This is a genomic window from Segatella oris (assembly GCF_900637655.1).
In the GTDB taxonomy this organism is placed as follows: domain Bacteria; phylum Bacteroidota; class Bacteroidia; order Bacteroidales; family Bacteroidaceae; genus Prevotella; species Prevotella oris.
Window position 1 is genome coordinate 2031278 of record NZ_LR134384.1, and the last position, 18517, is coordinate 2049794.

Here is an 18517-nt window from a genome sequence, read left to right on the forward strand (position 1 = left end):
CAACGTGAACAGATATATTGCCATACTGATAGCCGCATTAACTTCTGCAGAGATGCAAGCATTCGAACTTGCACCGCGGTTAATCGTCAACATCACTATTGATCAGCTGAATGCAGACTATATTGATGCCTTTTCGCCTTTCTTTAAGGCTGCTGGCTTTCAGAAACTTATGCAAGAAGGGAAAACGTATGAGGTAGCCTCTTGTCCATTCACACCTGTTTCTGTTCCCTCATCCATTGCAACTATTGCAACAGGTACAACTCCTTTCCACCATGGTATTATTGGCAGTCAATGGATAGACCGCACCACGCTACACCCTGTTTACTGCGTTGATGAAAAACAATACATCTATGGTCCTTCTCAATTAAAGACATCAACTGTTGGTGACGAGATGAAGGTTTCGACGCATGGGAAAAGCATTATTTACAGCATTGCAGCAGACAAAAGTGCTGCCATTCTGTCAGCAGGTCATGCTGCTGATAATGCAATATGGTATGATGAGGTTTTCAGAAAATGGAAGACGACTGCTTTTTATGGAGCTTCACCACAATGGCTCAACACTCCACTTGCCCCACATAATGTTAACAATGAAGCAATTGGAGACAAAGCAATAGAAATTGTTTCAAGAAGTGGAATGGGGAAAGATGACATTCCTGACATGCTGACAGTCACCCTTTCCGCATCTATGGAGGACAACGAACAATTCCGCAATCGCGAAGATGCTCTGCAACAAATATATATTCAAATAGATAATGTCCTTGATAAACTTGTTAGTAATATTGAACATCAAGTAGGTAAAAGCCATGTCCTATTTGTCATTACGGGTACAGGCACAACGGATAATAAAGAGAATGACTATGGTCTTTACCGTATTCCAACAGGAAATTTCTATATTAATCGTACAACCAAGTTATTGAATGTTTACCTCTGTGCTATCTATGGACAAGGAACATATATCGATGCAACTTGGGGAAATCAGATTTATCTGAACCGCAAGACTATTGAACAGAAACGGCTTAGCATGCATGATGTGCTTACGCGCTGCCAAGAACTATTGCTTGAGAGCGTAGGTATCAGTGATGTTTATACCTGCAATCGTCTACTTACCGGTAACAATGATGTTTATAAACTGCTTCAAGGTTACAATCCTTCCATCTGTGGTGATATCATCGTCAATGTCGCTCCAGGGTGGAAACTTATCAATGAAGACACTCAAGAAAGCTATACCAGCCGTTACAATATTATTCTATTCCCTGTAATTTTCTATGGAACAAACATCAAAGGAGAACGTATATCAACCCCTATTACCATAGATCGTATTGCACCTACTATCAGTAAAAGCATTCATATCAGGGCTCCAAATGCTTGTTCTGCAGCTCCACTTTTTTAAGAGCTATGCCGACAAAGAAGGTCAAAGTATTCATATAAAAGGCTTTATCTGTCGGTTCCCCATGCAAACTTTTATATAATAATGTGGAAAATTAGGATTTTAATTCGTAATTTTGCACTGCACAGAATATTTAGACAATAATAATACATACATAGAAATGAATTTCAATAACTTTTTGAAATCGTTGTTCGGTGACAAATCAAGCCGTGATATGAAGCTTATCCAACCTCTTGTAGAGAAAGTAAAAGCGGTCTATCCGGAAATTCAGAAGCTGAGCAATGATGAGTTACGTGCGAAGACCAAAGAACTTCAGCACTATGTTCAGAGTTCTGCAGATGAGCAGAAAAAACAAATAGAAGAACTCAAAGCTAAGATTGAGGAAACACCAATAGATGAGCGCGAAGATATCTTCAATCAGATTGACAAACTTGAAAAAGAAGTTCTCGACCTCTATGAGAAAGCTTTGGATGAAGTTATGCCGACAGCTTTCAGCATCATCAAAGATACCGCTCGCCGCTTTGCTGAAAATGAAGAAACTATCGTTACCGCGACAGATTTTGACAAAGAGCTCGCTGCAAACCCAGCAAACGACTTTGTAACGATTGATGGTGACAAGGCTATTTATCACAACGAATGGACTGCCGGAGGTAATAAACTCAAATGGAATATGGTACACTATGATGTACAGCTATTCGGTGGTATTGCCTTACATCAAGGAAAGATTGCAGAGATGGCAACCGGTGAAGGTAAAACCCTTGTTGCTACACTACCCGTTTTTCTCAATGCTTTGACAGGAAATGGGGTTCATATGGTTACAGTCAATGACTATTTGGCCAAGCGTGACTCTGAATGGATGGGGCCTCTTTACATGTTCAATGGTCTCTCTGTTGATTGTATTGACAAACATCAGCCTAACTCTGAAGCACGTCGCAAAGCCTATCAAGCAGATATCACTTTTGGTACAAATAATGAGTTCGGCTTTGATTACCTACGTGACAACATGGCACTGAACCCCAGCGACCTTGTTCAGCGCAAACATAATTATGCCATTGTCGATGAGGTTGACTCAGTATTGATTGATGATGCCCGTACGCCTTTGATTATCTCTGGTCCTATTCCAAAGGGCGATGATCAAATGTTTGAAGAATATCAGCCTCTTGTTGAACACTTATATGAAGTGCAACGTAAACAAGCTACGGAGCTATTGGCTGAAGCCAAACAAAAGATCACTACCGGACAAGAGAAAAACGACAAGCAGCTACTTGAAGATGGTTTCTTGGCTCTTTATCGTTCTTACAAGGCACTTCCAAAGAATAAACCACTGATTAAGTATTTATCTGAGGATGGTATTAAAGCCGGAATGCTGGCTACAGAAGAATTCTACATGGCCAATAACAACCGTGAGATGCCTAAAGCTATTGAGCCTCTCTACTTTGTGGTTGATGAAAAGCTCAATAGTGCAGACCTTACAGATAAAGGAACAGCATGGCTGGCAAAACAAACCGGACAGGAAGACTTGTTTGTACTGCCAGACATCACGTCTCAACTGTCTGCTCTTGAAAGCCAAACGAACCTTTCTGACCAAGAGAGAATCGACAAAAAGGATGAACTGATGTCACACTACGGTGTGCAGAGTGAACGCGTTCATACACTGCAGCAGTTGCTGAAAGCCTACACCATGTTCAATAAAGACGACGAATATGTTGTCATGGATGGTGAGGTTAAGATTGTCGACGAACAGACAGGCCGTATCATGGAAGGCCGTCGTTGGAGCGATGGACTGCATCAGGCTATTGAAGCTAAGGAACATGTCAAGGTTGAAGCTGCAACACAGACATTTGCAACTATTACCCTGCAGAACTACTTCCGTATGTATCACAAGCTGGCCGGTATGACGGGTACAGCAAGTACAGAAGCAGGGGAATTCTGGGATATATACAAACTTGACGTTGTTGAAATTCCAACAAACCGCCCTATTGCCCGCCACGACCTTGACGATCGCGTATATAAGACTGCACGCGAAAAGTATGCTGCCGTTATTGATGAAATCGAAGCAATGCGTAATGCAGGTCGTCCGGTATTGGTTGGTACAACATCTGTTGAAATCAGCGAGCTTCTGAGCAAGATGTTGAAGATGCGACACATCCCTCATAATGTACTGAATGCCAAGCTTCATCAGAGAGAAGCACAGATCGTAGCCGAAGCCGGCCGTTCAGAGAATGGCTTAGGTGCTGTTACCATTGCTACCAACATGGCCGGTCGTGGTACCGATATCAAACTAACCGATGAGGTTAAAGCCGCAGGTGGTTTGGCCATCATCGGCACAGAACGCCATGAGAGCCGTCGTGTCGACCGCCAGTTACGTGGTCGTGCAGGTCGTCAGGGTGATCCTGGTTCATCTGTATTCTATGTTTCGCTCGAAGACAAGCTGATGCGTCTCTTTGCATCTGAGCGTATTGCCAAGATCATGGACCGTTTGGGCTTCGAAGATGGGGAACGCATTGAGAGTCCTATGATTTCAAAGAGTATAGAACGTGCACAGAAGAAAGTTGAAGAGAACAACTTCGGTATCCGTAAACATCTGCTCGAATACGATGACGTAATGAACAAACAACGTACCGTAATCTATGAGAAGCGTCGACATGCACTCATGGGTGAACGCGTAGGTATGGACATTACAAACGTCATTTGGGATCGCGTTGTCAGCATCATTGAGAAGAACGACTATGAAGGTGCAAAGGAAGAATTCATGAAAATATTAGCTATGGAGATTCCTTTCACACAAGAAGAATTCGAAAGTGGTGTAAGAACCGAACTCGAAGAGCGTGCTTTCCAAGATGCCATGGCTTCTTTCAAGCGTCACACTGACCGTATTCAAGCAGACGCCTACCCTGTCATCAAGAAAGTACAAGAGGAACAGGGAGCAATGTTCGAACGTATTCTTGTGCCTATTACCGATGGTCGGAACATCTACCAAATTCCTGCAAACCTGCAAGAAGCCTACAACAGTGAAGCAGCCAGCGTTGTTAAGGAATTCGAAAAGACCATCATGCTTCGAATTATCGACGACAACTGGAAAGAAAATCTACGTCAACTTGACGAGTTACGCCATAGTGTCCAGAATGCTTCCTACGAACAGAAAGACCCGCTATTGATTTTCAAATTAGAAAGTGTCAAACTGTGGGATAACATGATTGATGACATGAACAACCGCATTGCAAACGTATTGATGCGGTGTCAGATTCCCGTAGTTCAAGAAGTTCAAGAGGCAGCTCCTGAACAACATGCACAACGATATCATGAACAGAAAGAGGATATTGAAGCACGAGCAGCGCAACAGAGAGCAGCCCACCAAGACACCCGAGAAGGTGCAGACCAGGTTAATCACACGCCATATGTAGCTGACCGTCTGCCTCGTCCCAATGATCCTTGTCCATGCGGAAGTGGCAAGAAGTTCAAGAACTGTCATGGCAAGAATCTCTAAGCAAAGCTTATACACATACAAAAAAGCTCATTCATAATCATTGTGAATGGGCTTTTTATCTTCTCACTATATTCTCCCATAGAAGTCGGAACTTCTTTTTAAAATTTATTATTATCATCTGAAGGGGAATACTATCATCTTTGAAACGTTTTCAACCACTTTGAATTCTTTATCCATAAAAAGAGACAAAGTTTATCACTATACTGACCATGAATAGGAATAATCGGGAAGCCTATTCCCTGATCAGCCCAACAAGTCATGAAACGGCAAGTCTCTACGAGAAGAAAGCAGTATATATTTAGTTCTATATTGTAAAGATATATCGTTGAAATCCACTACTTCAAAAGTGCAGCAAATAGAAAAGAAAACCATATACTCAACGCATATGTGATGTCATTTCGCTGCTTCAGCATCCCCGTTTTTACCTTCTTTTCATGCAATCTCTATCATTTTAGCCTGTAATCTGCATGAGTTTAGCTCCTAAAATGAATGAAACTACTGTGCAATCTGGCGCAAATGAGAATGCTATTTGATACAAAACACAATGAAATCAAACAACAACAAGTGCATTAAAATGAATAAAGTTCTACAACTATCTGTATCTCAATATCTTACAAAACATCCTCAAAACTCGCGTATTTTGAATGGCGATAAAAGTATTTTTGAATACGCAAAACCTGCAAAGGCTTTTGTAAAATAAATTATAAAAGAATAAAAGATATTATCACTAAATAGATCTCTGGAAATATTCACCCGTTCACGGACATTCCTTTTACCTTAACCAACATGAAAAATCTACATATCTTCAAACAAAGATAAGGACTGGTCTACAGACGGTTTCGGAGTATCCTCCTTTTCATCGCATTCATCTTGAAAGCGCAACATTAGCTGTTGAGAATCCTCATTCCGCGGATTGATACGATAATTTCCCCGAACATCTGTACGCGCTATCATGGAATCGGCATTTTTCGAATTACGTATCAGATATTGGGAAACGTAAGTATAAACTTCGTCAAAACTGACTGACGAAAACAATGTGTTGCAGGCATTATGAACATGGCGTGCAATCTTCTTGACCGACAAACCTTCATTGCCGGCTTCAACCAATATTCTTAATATCTCACTGTTGTATTTCTGCATCACAAAGCTAAAAAAAGAGGGGAACTGAATGCTTACAGTCAGCTCCCCTCCCTTTAACAAATATCCTTACTACTGAATATTATGCAAGTGTAATCTGGTTGTTCTCGTCTTTAACCTTGCCCTCTTTGAAGAGCCAGCCAATACCAAGATAAACCTCTTCTGTGCTAATCTTTGCGGCCTTTGCAATCTCCGCTACAGACATTGCTTTACCTGCTGCTGCCAATGCTTGATAAACATCACCGGCACGGAAACCTACGCTTTCGGCATTGATAAACAATGCAGACTCTTTTGCTGTAGTCTTCTTAGGCGCAGCGGCCTTCTTCGTTGCTGCTTTCTTTACTGGTGCAGCCTTGGTTGTTGCTTTCTTTTCTGCCATAACTAACAAACTAATTAATCTTTATCAAAAACTTGAGTGAAAGATGTCGAACATTTAAGTTGACACTACAAAGTTAGTCATTATTTTCCAAAACAGACAGAACTATGTAATAAAACTTACAATTCAGTACTTTGTTCTATTATTTTCTTGATGTAAATCAACCGTCAAGACTTGAGATTAAGTTTAATCTGCAATTCGTCTAATTGTTTCTGATCAAGTTCGCCCGGAGCATCAAGCATCACGTCACGTCCGCTATTGTTCTTTGGGAAAGCAATGCAATCACGAATAGAATCAAGTCCGGCGAAGATACTTACAAAGCGGTCAAGACCAAAAGCAAGACCTGCATGAGGTGGTGCACCATATTTGAATGCATTCATCAAGAAACCAAACTGGGCTTCAGCACGCTCCTTGGTAAAACCGAGAACCTCGAACATTTTCTCCTGAAGTTGCGTGTCATGAATACGGAGAGAACCTCCACCAACTTCTATGCCATTGCAGACGAAGTCATAAGCCTTGGCACGAACCTGCTCCGGATGCTCGTCGAGCAAAGGAATATCGTCTGGATTGGGCATCGTAAACGGATGGTGGGTCGCCATAAGACGCTGTTCCTCGTCGCTCCACTCAAACAATGGGAAGTCGACAATCCAAAGACATTTGAAAACATTCTTATCACGCAAGCCAAGGCGGTTGCCCATTTCAAGGCGCAAAGCACAAAGCTGAACACGCGTTTTATTGGCATTGTCGCCACTAAGTATGAGTACCAAGTCGCCATCATTGGCACCCATAAGCTTCTTGATTTCTTTCAGTTCGTCTTCAGTATAGAACTTATCAATGGAACTCTTGATTGTACCATCTGTATTATACTTAATAAATACCAAGCCCTTGGCACCCACCTGGGGTTTCTTTACGAAGTCGGTCAGCTCATTAAGTTGCTTACGGCTGTAGTCAGCACAACCTGGAACACAGATACCACCAATATAGGTAGCCTCATCAAATACAGAGAAATTGCCCTTACCGGCAAAGGCCTCTTTGAGTTCTACGAACTCCATACCGAAGCGTAAATCAGGCTTATCGCTACCAAAACGCTTCATCGCCTCGTGCCAAGTCATCTGCTGTAGCTTCGGTAACTCTACACCTCGGATTTCCTTGAACAGATGACGGGCCATATCTTCGAACATGTTGATGACGTCATCCTGGTCGACAAAGCTCATTTCACAGTCAATCTGAGTGAATTCCGGCTGACGGTCTGCGCGCAAATCTTCATCACGGAAGCACTTTGCAATCTGGAAATAGCGGTCGAAACCGGCAACCATAAGCAACTGTTTCAGTGTCTGCGGACTCTGCGGCAAAGCATAGAACTGCCCGGGGTTCATGCGGCTTGGTACGACAAAATCACGTGCACCTTCAGGTGTACTGCCAATCAAAACCGGCGTTTCTACTTCCATGAAATCATGACTATCGAGGAAGTTGCGAATAAGAATTGTCATGCGATGACGCAGTTCTAAATTCTTACGAACAACATTACGACGAAGATCTAAATAACGATATTTCATGCGAATGTCATCTCCCCCATCGGATTCATCTTCAATTGTGAATGGAGGAGTCAGAGACGGAGACAAGACCTTTAATTCTTTCGCGAGGATTTCAATATCACCAGTTGCTATCTTTGAGTTCTTGCTCTGACGCTCGCTGACAATGCCCTTCACCTGAATACAATATTCACGACCTAATTTATTGGCATTATCACAGAGCATCCTGTCATCAGCTTCGTTGAAAACAAGCTGTGTAATACCATAACGATCGCGGAGATCGACAAAGGTCATACCTCCCATTTTCCTTGATCGCTGTACCCAACCGGCCAAAACAACTTCCTTACCGGCATCAGAGAGGCGAAGCTCCCCACAAGTATTCGTTCTATACATAGTATGTATGTGTTTATTATTCTGTCTTCTGATATGCAAAGTTACAAAATAATATTGAATACAACATCCATTTTATTACAAAATTGGACAATACAATTAGAGCGCCTTTCACTGATAGGCGAAAGGCGCTTTTCACTGATATTGTCATACAGAATAAATCAGAGCTTATGCTGTATCATCTGAAGAAAATAAGAATGGACAAACGGGTCATCCGTCAACTCGGGATGAAAAGCCGTCACAAGCTGATTGTCTTCACGGGCCGCTACGATTTTTCCATCAACTTCGGAAAGCACCTCTACGCCGTGATGTGCATGGCTGATATAGGGTGCTCTGATAAAAGACATCGGGACTGTCGTTCCAGAAAATGGAGCTTCAGTAATGAAACTACCCGACTGTCGACCATAGGCATTGCGCTTCACTTCAATATTCATGGTTGAAATACGCTCATGACTTTCGTTTTCAACTTGCTTTGCCAACAATATCAAGCCTGCGCAAGTGCCAAATACGGGGAGCCCATTCATGATGGCATCCCGGATTGGAAGTAAAAGTTCTAAATCGCGAAGCAGCTTCAACTGAGCCGTGCTCTCGCCTCCTGGGATAATCAAGGCATCCTTTGGCTGATGCCAATCTGAGAGCCGGCGCACTTCAAAAGTTTCGACGCCAAGGCGCCGGAGCATCTGCCGATGTTCAGCAAATGCCCCCTGTAATGCAAGGACCGAGATTCTCATTTTCCTCTCTCAGCCATAAGAAGCTGGATTTCATTTTCGTTGATACCCACCATGGCCTCTCCGAGATCTTCGCTAAGTTCTGCCAAACACTTGGGATCTTGATAGTTAGTAACAGCCTTTACAATAGCTGCAGCGCGTTTTGCAGGCTCACCACTCTTGAAGATTCCGCTGCCGACAAACACACCTTCTGCGCCTAACTGCATCATCAATGCCGCATCAGCAGGTGTGGCAACGCCGCCTGCGGCAAAGTTGACAACAGGCAAGCGACCGTTATCGTGAACATATTTCACCAGTTCATAAGGAGCCTGCAGCTGCTTGGCAGCCTCAAAGAGTTCATCTTCTGCCATTCCAACCAAGCGGCGTATCTCGCTTTGCATCATTCGCATGTGACTGACGGCCTGTATAACATCGCCTGTTCCCGGCTCACCTTTGGTGCGAATCATCGTTGCTCCCTCTGCAATTCGGCGTAAAGCTTCGCCTAAATTCTTAGCTCCACAGACAAAAGGCACATTAAATTGCGTCTTATCAATATGATAGATGTTGTCTGCCGGAGAAAGAACTTCACTCTCATCTATGTAATCAATATCAATAGCCTGAAGAATCTGGGCTTCTGCAATATGGCCAATCCTGCACTTCGCCATAACAGGAATGGTCACAGCCTCCTGTATTCCTTTGATCATCTTAGGGTCGCTCATTCTAGAAACTCCACCGGCTGCACGTATGTCAGCGGGAATTCTTTCCAATGCCATCACTGCACAGGCACCAGCAGCCTCTGCTATTTTCGCCTGCTCGGGAGTTGTTACATCCATAATAACGCCACCTTTCAACATCTGTGCAAGGTTGCGGTTCAATTCCTGTCGATTTTCTGTCTTTTCCATAATTATACTGTTTGTTTATTTTATCTGCTGTTGTTTTCTGAATTCCGACGGAGAAACACCTTTCAACTTCCGAAAGAACTTGGAGAAATGAGCCTGATTGGAGAAACCAAACACATAGGCTAATTGCTGTATGGTCTTTGTTGGTTCGCTGCCCAAGGCCATTGCTATCTGATTGACAATATAGTCATCGATTATCGCCTTGGGAGATTTTGCCGCTACGCGCTTACACACCTGAGCCAAATAACGGGTTGAAACATTCATGCAATTGGCATAGAAAAGCACATCGCTGTTAGAAGAATAGTTCTGGCGCACAAGCTGCATGAACTCATGATACAGCTCCTGGCTCCTGCCACTTAACGGGCTTGGAGCTATCATCAGATGTTCAACATATTCGCGAGCCTGCTGCACAGCTTCTTCATTCGGATATCCTCTTTGCAAAAAGACAGCCGCAGCACTCGCAAATACATTCCTGATTCCATGCCGCCCCCGGTCGTCAATAAAATAAATATTGGGAAAAGAACATCCCCCCAACAGACGATCAGCTTCCGAACGGCGAATAATAATCAGCGAACAAAGTGGCAAAAGACACGACCTGATCTGAGAAACAACATCACGACTCATCAGTTCTTCATTCAGGAATGAACTGATAACAGGGTCATATACCACATGAGACGGCTTGTATTTTACAATCGTACGAACCAACACATTCAGCGTTTCAACATTGCGGATCATTCCTATCTTCATCACGCTGGGCTGCACATCGTTGATAATAGCCTCCAACTGGGCGGCCACAACATTGCCGGGGATGTCATAAAAGCATTGTATTCCCAATGTATTCTGAACGGTGATTGACGTCAAGACAGATACAGCATGACTGCCTAATGCAGATATCGTCCTTACATCAGCCTGCACTCCGGATTCTCCCGTTCCGTCACTACCCGTGATTGTCAATATTGCAGATTTCTCCATTGATTTCACTTTACATTACGTGAATTTAGTTTAAGCATCCATCTTCCCGCTTCCAAGGGGTTGGAAAGCCGTTTTGAGGCGTTTTTTCAGTTTCGGCCGTGGCCGAAACGCTGTTTTTACTGTTTTTTACTCTTCGGCCACGACCGAAAGTCGATTTTCTCCGTTTTTTCGCTTTCGGCCGTGCCCGGAACGCTGTTTTTGTTGTTTCTTACTCTTCGGCCACGACCGAAAGTCGATTTTCTCCGTTTTTTTGCTTTCGGCCGTGCCCGAAACGCTGTTTTTATTATTTTTTACTCTTCGGGCACGACCGAGAATCGATTTTCTCCGTTTTTAAGCTTTCGGCCATGCCCGAAATGCTGTTTTCTCTGTTTTCTGCTCATCCGAGACCTCGGAAAGCTGTTTCTTTATCTCCGCCGCCCCAGCGGAACTCCGATTTTACGGATTACATTGCAAAGGAAAGAAAAATATCGCATATAAAAAAATGATGTTCTCTTTTTGACAAAGAAAACATCATTTTATATAAACTTCTACTGGACGACCTTGAAACGTATCCTGAAAGAATGTTTCAGTTCATCCCAATTTGTACCTAACAACTCGAACCGCCCTATTTGAGACGTTGATCTTACATGTTTCCCTAAACAAGGACAGACATCAAAATTGCCAATATGAACCAAACGAAGCATTTCTGATGCATCATCAGGGAGTCGATCAAGTTTCACATCCTCTGGGACATGGTCTCTGTCGACAAGTTCATAAGTGATAGGCATATCTTCTTGGATAAGTTCATTCATCCTTCTTTCAATCTCTTTCTCCTGCTGTCGGGTTGGTTTCTGCTCCAGAATAAAGCTCATTTTGCTCTTCTTTCGTTCAATATGCGCATTGTAGCTGCGCTCACAATGGAACATACGCATCATCAACTGATTGAGCAGATGTTCTGCCGTATGAGCTGGTGGGAACTCTTTCTTGTGATGCTCATTGAACAAATAATCACTGTCTTTCATATTCAAACTAAACTTAAAAATCCCACAACCATGGGCTGGAACCTTCACACGGACAGACGAATCGCGCATCAATTTCATTCCCACATACCTACCGGAAAACAACTCACGAGATAACACTTTCATTTCGGGCATTTGCCAAAAATCAAAGGCGTGTGCCGGAATAATAACATCAGAAAGCCTGTCGGAGGAAGAAAAATTGGCAACGACCAATATGATGATATCGCCTTTCTTCCTTAAAAAAGCATACTCACGACACGAATCAAATCCTTCTTGAGCCTGATTAGCATAGGTGAGATCAAAGAATTCACCCTCACGGACAGCTGCTTCACGATGTGCAATATTCAGCAAAGTGCGGTACGAGTCTGAAAGTTTTCTCTCCTCATCTGTCAACAGATTGCAATCGGTAAAAGCCCGACGCACAGTCGACAGTGACCAATAATCGAAGATTGTTGTTCTTCCATCTATACCGCTGAAACCCTCATGATCCATTCCCCTTTCGCCGAATTCCTGTCCACTATAAAGCATAAAAGGATTGGTCCGCATCAAGATTGCAACCGTGGCAGCAGGGATTGCCTTATCACCTTCTCCCGCAAAGAAATCACTTGCTATACGCTGTTCATCATGATTTTCGAGGAAGTAGAGCATATGTTCGTTGATATCATCCGTAGCCTGCCACCAATGGGTGATTTCATTTGCACTACGTGTACCCGTAATGACACCCCGCAAACAATCATACATGCCGACTTTATCATAAAGATAGTCGAAACCATTTGCGATATATGTGCGATATTGTGACCTGTCGTAAACTTCACCAATGAACAATAAAGAAGGACGTCGTTCCTTTACTTTAGAAATGGCATAATTCCAGAACTCGGTCGGCACCATCTCTGCCATGTCGCATCTGAATCCATCTATACCTTTTGAAGCCCAAAACAAAAGGATATCTGTCATTTTATCCCAGGTATCAGGACGCGGATCAAAATGATAGCTTTTCCCCCCTGCATCACAGTAGTCTATACCATAATTCAACTTAATGGTCTCATACCAGTCATTAACTCCCGGGCGTGCACCAAAATTGTCATTGCCTGTTGCCTTAGCAGGGATTTCACTATAACTTACATCTGATGTTATCAGACTAAGATCAAGCGGGGTTCCCCAACAATAATAGAAATTATTCCTTGTCGAAAAAGCTAACGAAGTGTCATCATCCTCACCCAAATCACGTACACCAACCGGTTTGCAGACAGACTTGTACTCACGAGCAACATGATTAGGCACAAAATCCATAATCACTTTCATGCCTGCATCATGGGTGCGCTTTATCAACTCCTCCCATTCTGTCATACGCTGTGAGACATCATCTGCAAGGTCCGGATCTACGTCATAATAATCTGCAATAGCATAAGGAGAGCCGGCTTTTCCCTTTACTACTTCTGCGTGTTGACGTGGAAGTCCAAAAGCAGAATAATCAGTTTGTGTAGCATGGCGCAAGATACCCGTAAACCAAATATGGGTAAATCCCATGTCATGAATTGTCTTCAGCGTTTCGTCATCAAACGAAGAGAACTTACCACAACCATTTTCGGCAATCGTGCCGGACTCCACAAGAGCCTCATTACGATTGCCGAAAAGTCTGGGTAATACTTGATATATTACGATTTTATCTTTCATTATGCAATGCCATGAGCATTAACATTCCTGTCTATCCTGCCAATCATCCCCTGTAAAGCCTTGCCTGGCCCACACTCTGTGAAATCATCTGCACCGGCACTAACCATAGCTTGAACACTTGAAGTCCAGCGAACAGGACTTGTAAGCTGAGCTATCAAGTTATTCTTTATCTCAGAAGCATCTGTATGCGCTTTTGCATCAACATTCTGATAAACAGGGCACTTTGGCGTATTGAATGTGGTTGCTTCAATAGCTGCCTGCAACTCATCCTTGGCCGGCTGCATCAATGGAGAATGGAATGCGCCACCGACTTTCAAAGGCAGAGCACGCTTTGCACCAGCCTCCTTTAGTTTTTCACAAGCAGAATTGACAGCATCTACATTTCCAGAAATAACCAACTGACCAGGACAATTGTAGTTTGCGGCTACAACTATGTTATCTTCTGAACTTACAGAAGCACAAATTTCTTCAACCTTCTCATCTGGAAGACCAATAATTGCAGCCATTGTTCCAGGATTTACTTCACACGCTTTCTGCATGGCATTGGCACGCGATGCAACTAACTTCAAGCCATCCTCAAAACTCAAAGCACCCGAAGCAACAAGCGCTGAGAATTCACCCAATGAATGCCCTGCAACCATATCAGGGTTAAACTCCTCCCCCAAACAAAGTGCTTGAATAACACTATGCAGGAAAACAGCAGGTTGTGTCACCTTGGTTTCTTTCAACTGTTCATCAGTCCCATTGAACATGATCTCTGTAATCTTGAAACCAAGAATTTCATCTGCTTTATCGAAAAGCTCTTTTGCAAGAGCATTATTCTCATATAGGTCCTTGCCCATACCAACAAACTGGGCACCCTGCCCCGGAAATACAAAAGCTTTCATTTTCTTTTAATTTTATGTTTTATGATGTATGCTGCAAAAATACAAAAAAAAAAGCAGAAACATGCATAGATAAAAGAAAATCCCGAAAACAAACAAGTTGTTCTCGGGATTTATATAGATTTGCTTTACAGTGTAATAATCGTTGCGCTAAAATTATTCTGCAGCAGGAGTTTCTTCAACTTCTTCCTCTGTCTTTGGAGCCTCCTCTACAGGAGCTGCTTCAACAGGTGCGTTCTCTGCAACAACAATTACAGGAACCTTAACCTCAACCTCTTTGTGGAAGTGAACAGTTGCCTCGAACTCACCAACCTTCTTAATATCATGCATGGTGATAATCTTACGGTCAACCTCAATACCCTTCTTAGCAAGTTCCTCTGCAACGATAGCAGCATTTACAGAACCATAGAGAGCACCAGTAGCACTAACCTTTGCTGCAATAGTAAGTGAAACGCCATCCAAAGCACTTCCCTTCTTCTCTGCTTCAGCCTTAATTGCAGCAAGTTTGTGAGCCTGCTGCTTCAAATTCTCAGCCAAGACCTTCTTTGCAGATTCAGAAGCAATAACGCCTTTACCTGTTGGAATCAGGTAGTTGCGTCCATAACCATTCTTTACATTTACAATATCATTCTTGTATCCAAGTCCGATAATATCTTCTTTCAGTATAATTTCCATATTGACAGTTCCTCCTTAATTATTTCATCAAATCGGTTACATATGGAAGCAGTGCTATCTGGCGAGCACGCTTTACAGCCTGTGCCACACGACGCTGATACTTCAAAGATGTACCTGTGATACGGCGAGGCAAAATCTTACCTTGCTCATTCAAGAACTTCTTCAAGAATTCAGGATCCTTGTAGTCAATATACTTAATTCCGCTTTTCTTAAAACGACAATACTTCTTCTTACGAGTGTCGATTGAAGGAGCTGTCAAATAACGGATTTCTGTCTTTTTCTGCTCTGCCATAATTAAGCCTCCTCTTTTTTACCAAGTTTGTTTCTACGCTTTTCAGCATACTGTGCAGCATACTTGTCAAGACGTACAGTCATGTAACGAATAACTTTCTCATCGCGGCGATAGCCTGTCTCGAGAGTGTTAACGATTGATGGCTCGCCCTTGAACTCAATCAGACAATAGAAGCCTGTTGATTTCTTGTCGATAGCGTAAGCCATCTTCTTCAGTCCCCAAGCCTCTTCATTCAGAATTTCAGCACCGTTATCGGTGAGAAGTTTCTTGAATTTAGCGACCGTTTCCTTCATCTGTTCATCAGACAAAACGGGAGTCAAAATGAAAACGGTTTCGTATTGATTCATACTAATAAAATTGAAAAAATTATTATTTAAATATTTAAATTACATCCCATAAAAACAAGCCTTAAAGGACCTATATTTCAGAAATGCGATGCAAAAGTACTGTTTTTTGATGACATAAACAAATTATTTCGTACTTTTGTACCAAACTTTTAATAATGAAGAAATTCTATTCAACAATGCTCAAGCATGCTATTCAATATATTGGGTTGCCACTTGTATATTTAGGAGTTGCGCTCTTATGTGCCCACCATTTCCTAAATCTACACCACCATAATTGGATACTTTTTACGAGTTTGGCGCTTGTCATTATTGGAATTATCGGTCACACAATAAATGACAAACACCAAACTAACTATTAGAATCTCATTTTAATCATCTTCTGGTGTAATCAGCTTATAGCCTTTACCATGAATATTGATGATTTCAATCTGTGGATCATCTTTCAAATGCTTACGCAACTTCGTAATATACACATCCATAGAACGCGCATTGAAATAGTTATCATCAATCCATATCGTCTTCAAGGCAAAGTCACGCTGAAGAATTTCATTTGCATGTGAACACAGCAACGCAAGCAGTTCATTCTCCTTGGTTGTCAACTTTGTCTGCTTTTCACCTATAACAAGCAACTGCTTCTGGGTATCAAATGTGAACTTACCAATATGATAAAGCGTACTTTCCTTATTCTTCTTACCACGTACGCGACGCAGGATGGCCTCAATACGGAACACGAGTTCTTCCATGGAGAAAGGCTTTGTAATGTAATCGTCAGCACCAATCTTAAAACCTTCAAGGATATCTTCCTTCAATGTCTTTGCTGTCAAGAAGATAATTGGAATTTCAGCATTGGCCTGACGGATTTCCTGTGCCAAAGTGAAACCATCTTTCTTTGGCATCATAACATCAAGCACACAGATATCAAATTTATTCTTCAAGAACTCTCTATAACCAACCTCACCATCAGGGCAAAGCGTAGCGGCAAAACCTTTTGCCTGTAAATATTCACGAAGAAGCATACCTAAGTTTTCGTCATCTTCGCACAAAAGAATTTTCAACTTGTCTTCCATAACTTCATTATTTTAAATGTTAGTAATCTATTATAACTTCAAAGTTAGTTTTCTACAAACGGCAATTTTATCGTAAAGGTAGTACCTTTTCCATATTCACTGTCAACATAAATCTCTCCATCTTGAAGATCAACCATCTTTTTGACATAGGCCAGGCCAAGTCCAAAGCCCTTGACATCATGAACATTACCGGTATGAACGCGATAAAACTTATCAAAAACCTTCTTCAAATTTTCTTTCTTAATGCCCAATCCCGTATCCCTTACCGACACGCAAACCTTCTTTCCTTCATTCCATGTCTTGAGATAGACATTCAATGGCTTATCTGGTTTCTTGTATTTCACCGCATTATCCAAAAGATTGAAAATCACATTTTGAAAATGCATCTCGTCTACATAAATCGTTGAGTCTACCGCTTCTATGTCCGTATAAACCTTTCCCCCCGTATGCTCTACACGCAATGTGAACGAATTTCCTATGCTCTCAATCATTTCGTTGATATCAACCTCACGATTTTTAAGCACCGCTTTCTTACGGTCATACATGCTCATCTGCAGCACTTTTTCTACCAAGAAACGCAAACGACGGCTTTCATCATTGATAACTCCTCCCAAATGTGCCATCATCGTCTCGTTCATGGTCACACTCTTGTCATTCAACATTTGTGCAGCTAAAGAGATACTGGCTATCGGAGTCTTTAACTCATGCGTCATATTGTTTATGAAATCATTCTTAATCTCGCTATAGCGCTTGGATCGGAAGATAACAACTATCGTGAAGACAAACGTTATCAAAAGTACCAATGTAAAGATTATACTCGGTATCATGAAACGGATACTGGAGAATATATAGTTATTCATATCCGGAAAATGTATCTTCACAACACCCATTTTCGCCTGGGGATCATTTCTGAACAACACCTGTGAATAGGTAAATTCTTCACCTTCATCAGAATAGTCGGGGCAACGATAAACCACTCTTCCGTCCTGTGTAGAGACCGTAAAATGATAGGGAATATTGATACCATTATTCATTAATTCCGCTTTCAAATCCTGATCCAACAGCTTGAAGTTAATGCGTTCTTTCAAAGGCTTATCCGAAGCAGAGTACAAAATGGAATAAACTACTTCATCCAACAAAGCTTTCTGATATACATAGCGGTTCTTAACAATTTCCTGTAAAGATTTGGATGCCTCCGAAAGCGAACTCTTATCTGTTTTTACAATCATCCCTTTCGGCATAGACGCTGGCTTGGTTGCGATGGTTTTCAATTCAAATGAGGAATAAACGGTTCCATCTTTTCCTATTGTTGAATACTGACGACTCTGCTGTATTGTCCCATCATTGGGCTGTCCTGAACGCGTTCCAATGGAGTCACGAATAAAAGAACGTCGCTCTGTCTCTTTCACATCTTTTTCCAGATACCTAAGCGTCTCATTCAATTCAAGATTGCGTGAAGCTTGATAAAGGGCACGATTGACAGACTCGTCAAACTGCTCTTTCTTCATCTCTGCCATCTCCTGTATATAGCTCAACTGCAGGAAAAGAAGCCCCATAAATGAAAGCCCCATAATGATAGCAATTGTCCATATCGTTCTTTTCTTCATAATCGCAAAGATAAACTAAATCTTAATTAGTTAACATCATTGTGTTAAATAAATCATCTATATTTATCAATTTTAACAAATAATCA

15 protein-coding genes are annotated in these 18517 nt (G+C 42.0%); 2 read left to right on the plus strand and 13 right to left on the minus strand.

Annotated features, from left to right (window positions below; all coding sequences use genetic code 11):
- The first annotated feature begins 4 nt into the window (after positions 1-4).
- Complete coding sequence (locus EL210_RS08500; protein ID WP_025879653.1) at positions 5-1390, plus strand: alkaline phosphatase family protein; 1386 nt, start codon at positions 5-7, stop codon at positions 1388-1390.
- A 157-nt stretch (positions 1391-1547) separates the two neighbouring features.
- Positions 1548-4874 carry a preprotein translocase subunit SecA gene (secA, locus tag EL210_RS08505; protein WP_018919142.1) on the plus strand — a complete coding sequence of 1109 codons (3327 nt, stop codon included), beginning with the start codon at positions 1548-1550 and terminating at the stop codon, positions 4872-4874.
- Between the two features lie 795 nt (positions 4875-5669).
- On the opposite strand, the gene EL210_RS08510 is transcribed toward secA, so the two are convergent.
- From EL210_RS08510 to EL210_RS08570, 13 genes are all read right to left on the minus strand, one after another.
- A complete protein-coding gene (locus tag EL210_RS08510) occupies positions 5670-6014 on the minus strand; it encodes a hypothetical protein (protein ID WP_018919143.1) in 345 nt (114 codons plus the stop codon).
- Positions 6015-6093: 79 nt separating this feature from the next.
- Entirely contained in the window at positions 6094-6390 is a 297-nt protein-coding gene (locus EL210_RS08515; protein WP_018919144.1) for a winged helix-turn-helix domain-containing protein, read from the minus strand.
- A 164-nt stretch (positions 6391-6554) separates the two neighbouring features.
- Positions 6555-8312 (minus strand): aspartate--tRNA ligase, encoded by a 1758-nt coding sequence (gene aspS / locus EL210_RS08520; protein ID WP_025879652.1) that lies wholly within the window; start codon positions 8310-8312, stop codon positions 6555-6557.
- A gap of 158 nt (positions 8313-8470) precedes the next feature.
- Complete coding sequence (pdxT, locus tag EL210_RS08525; RefSeq protein ID WP_025879651.1) at positions 8471-9040, minus strand: pyridoxal 5'-phosphate synthase glutaminase subunit PdxT; 570 nt, start codon at positions 9038-9040, stop codon at positions 8471-8473.
- Positions 9037-9918, minus strand: coding sequence for a pyridoxal 5'-phosphate synthase lyase subunit PdxS (gene pdxS / locus EL210_RS08530; RefSeq protein WP_018919147.1), 882 nt, complete (start codon positions 9916-9918; stop codon positions 9037-9039). Before pdxS ends, pdxT begins: the two co-directional genes overlap by 4 nt.
- A gap of 15 nt (positions 9919-9933) precedes the next feature.
- On the minus strand, positions 9934-10887 hold the full coding sequence (locus EL210_RS08535; protein WP_018919148.1) for a hydroxymethylpyrimidine/phosphomethylpyrimidine kinase: 954 nt from the start codon (positions 10885-10887) through the stop codon (positions 9934-9936).
- A 527-nt stretch (positions 10888-11414) separates the two neighbouring features.
- On the minus strand, positions 11415-13559 hold the full coding sequence (locus tag EL210_RS08540) for an alpha-amylase family glycosyl hydrolase (RefSeq protein ID WP_018919149.1): 2145 nt from the start codon (positions 13557-13559) through the stop codon (positions 11415-11417).
- Positions 13559-14446 carry an ACP S-malonyltransferase gene (fabD, locus tag EL210_RS08545; RefSeq protein ID WP_018919150.1) on the minus strand — a complete coding sequence of 296 codons (888 nt, stop codon included), beginning with the start codon at positions 14444-14446 and terminating at the stop codon, positions 13559-13561. Before fabD ends, EL210_RS08540 begins: the two co-directional genes overlap by 1 nt.
- 153 nt (positions 14447-14599) lie before the next feature.
- Entirely contained in the window at positions 14600-15118 is a 519-nt protein-coding gene (gene rplI, locus EL210_RS08550; RefSeq protein ID WP_018919151.1) for a 50S ribosomal protein L9, read from the minus strand.
- A 19-nt stretch (positions 15119-15137) separates the two neighbouring features.
- Positions 15138-15410, minus strand: a complete 273-nt coding sequence (gene rpsR, locus EL210_RS08555) for a 30S ribosomal protein S18 (protein WP_004372676.1) — start codon at positions 15408-15410, stop codon at positions 15138-15140.
- Between the two features lie 2 nt (positions 15411-15412).
- Positions 15413-15757, minus strand: coding sequence for a 30S ribosomal protein S6 (gene rpsF / locus EL210_RS08560; protein ID WP_004372675.1), 345 nt, complete (start codon positions 15755-15757; stop codon positions 15413-15415).
- A 368-nt stretch (positions 15758-16125) separates the two neighbouring features.
- Positions 16126-16824: a response regulator transcription factor RprY gene (rprY, locus tag EL210_RS08565; protein WP_004376499.1), complete on the minus strand. Its 699-nt coding sequence runs from the start codon at positions 16822-16824 to the stop codon at positions 16126-16128.
- 44 nt (positions 16825-16868) lie between these two features.
- On the minus strand, positions 16869-18431 hold the full coding sequence (locus EL210_RS08570) for a sensor histidine kinase (RefSeq protein ID WP_004372673.1): 1563 nt from the start codon (positions 18429-18431) through the stop codon (positions 16869-16871).
- Positions 18432-18517: the final 86 nt, after the last annotated feature.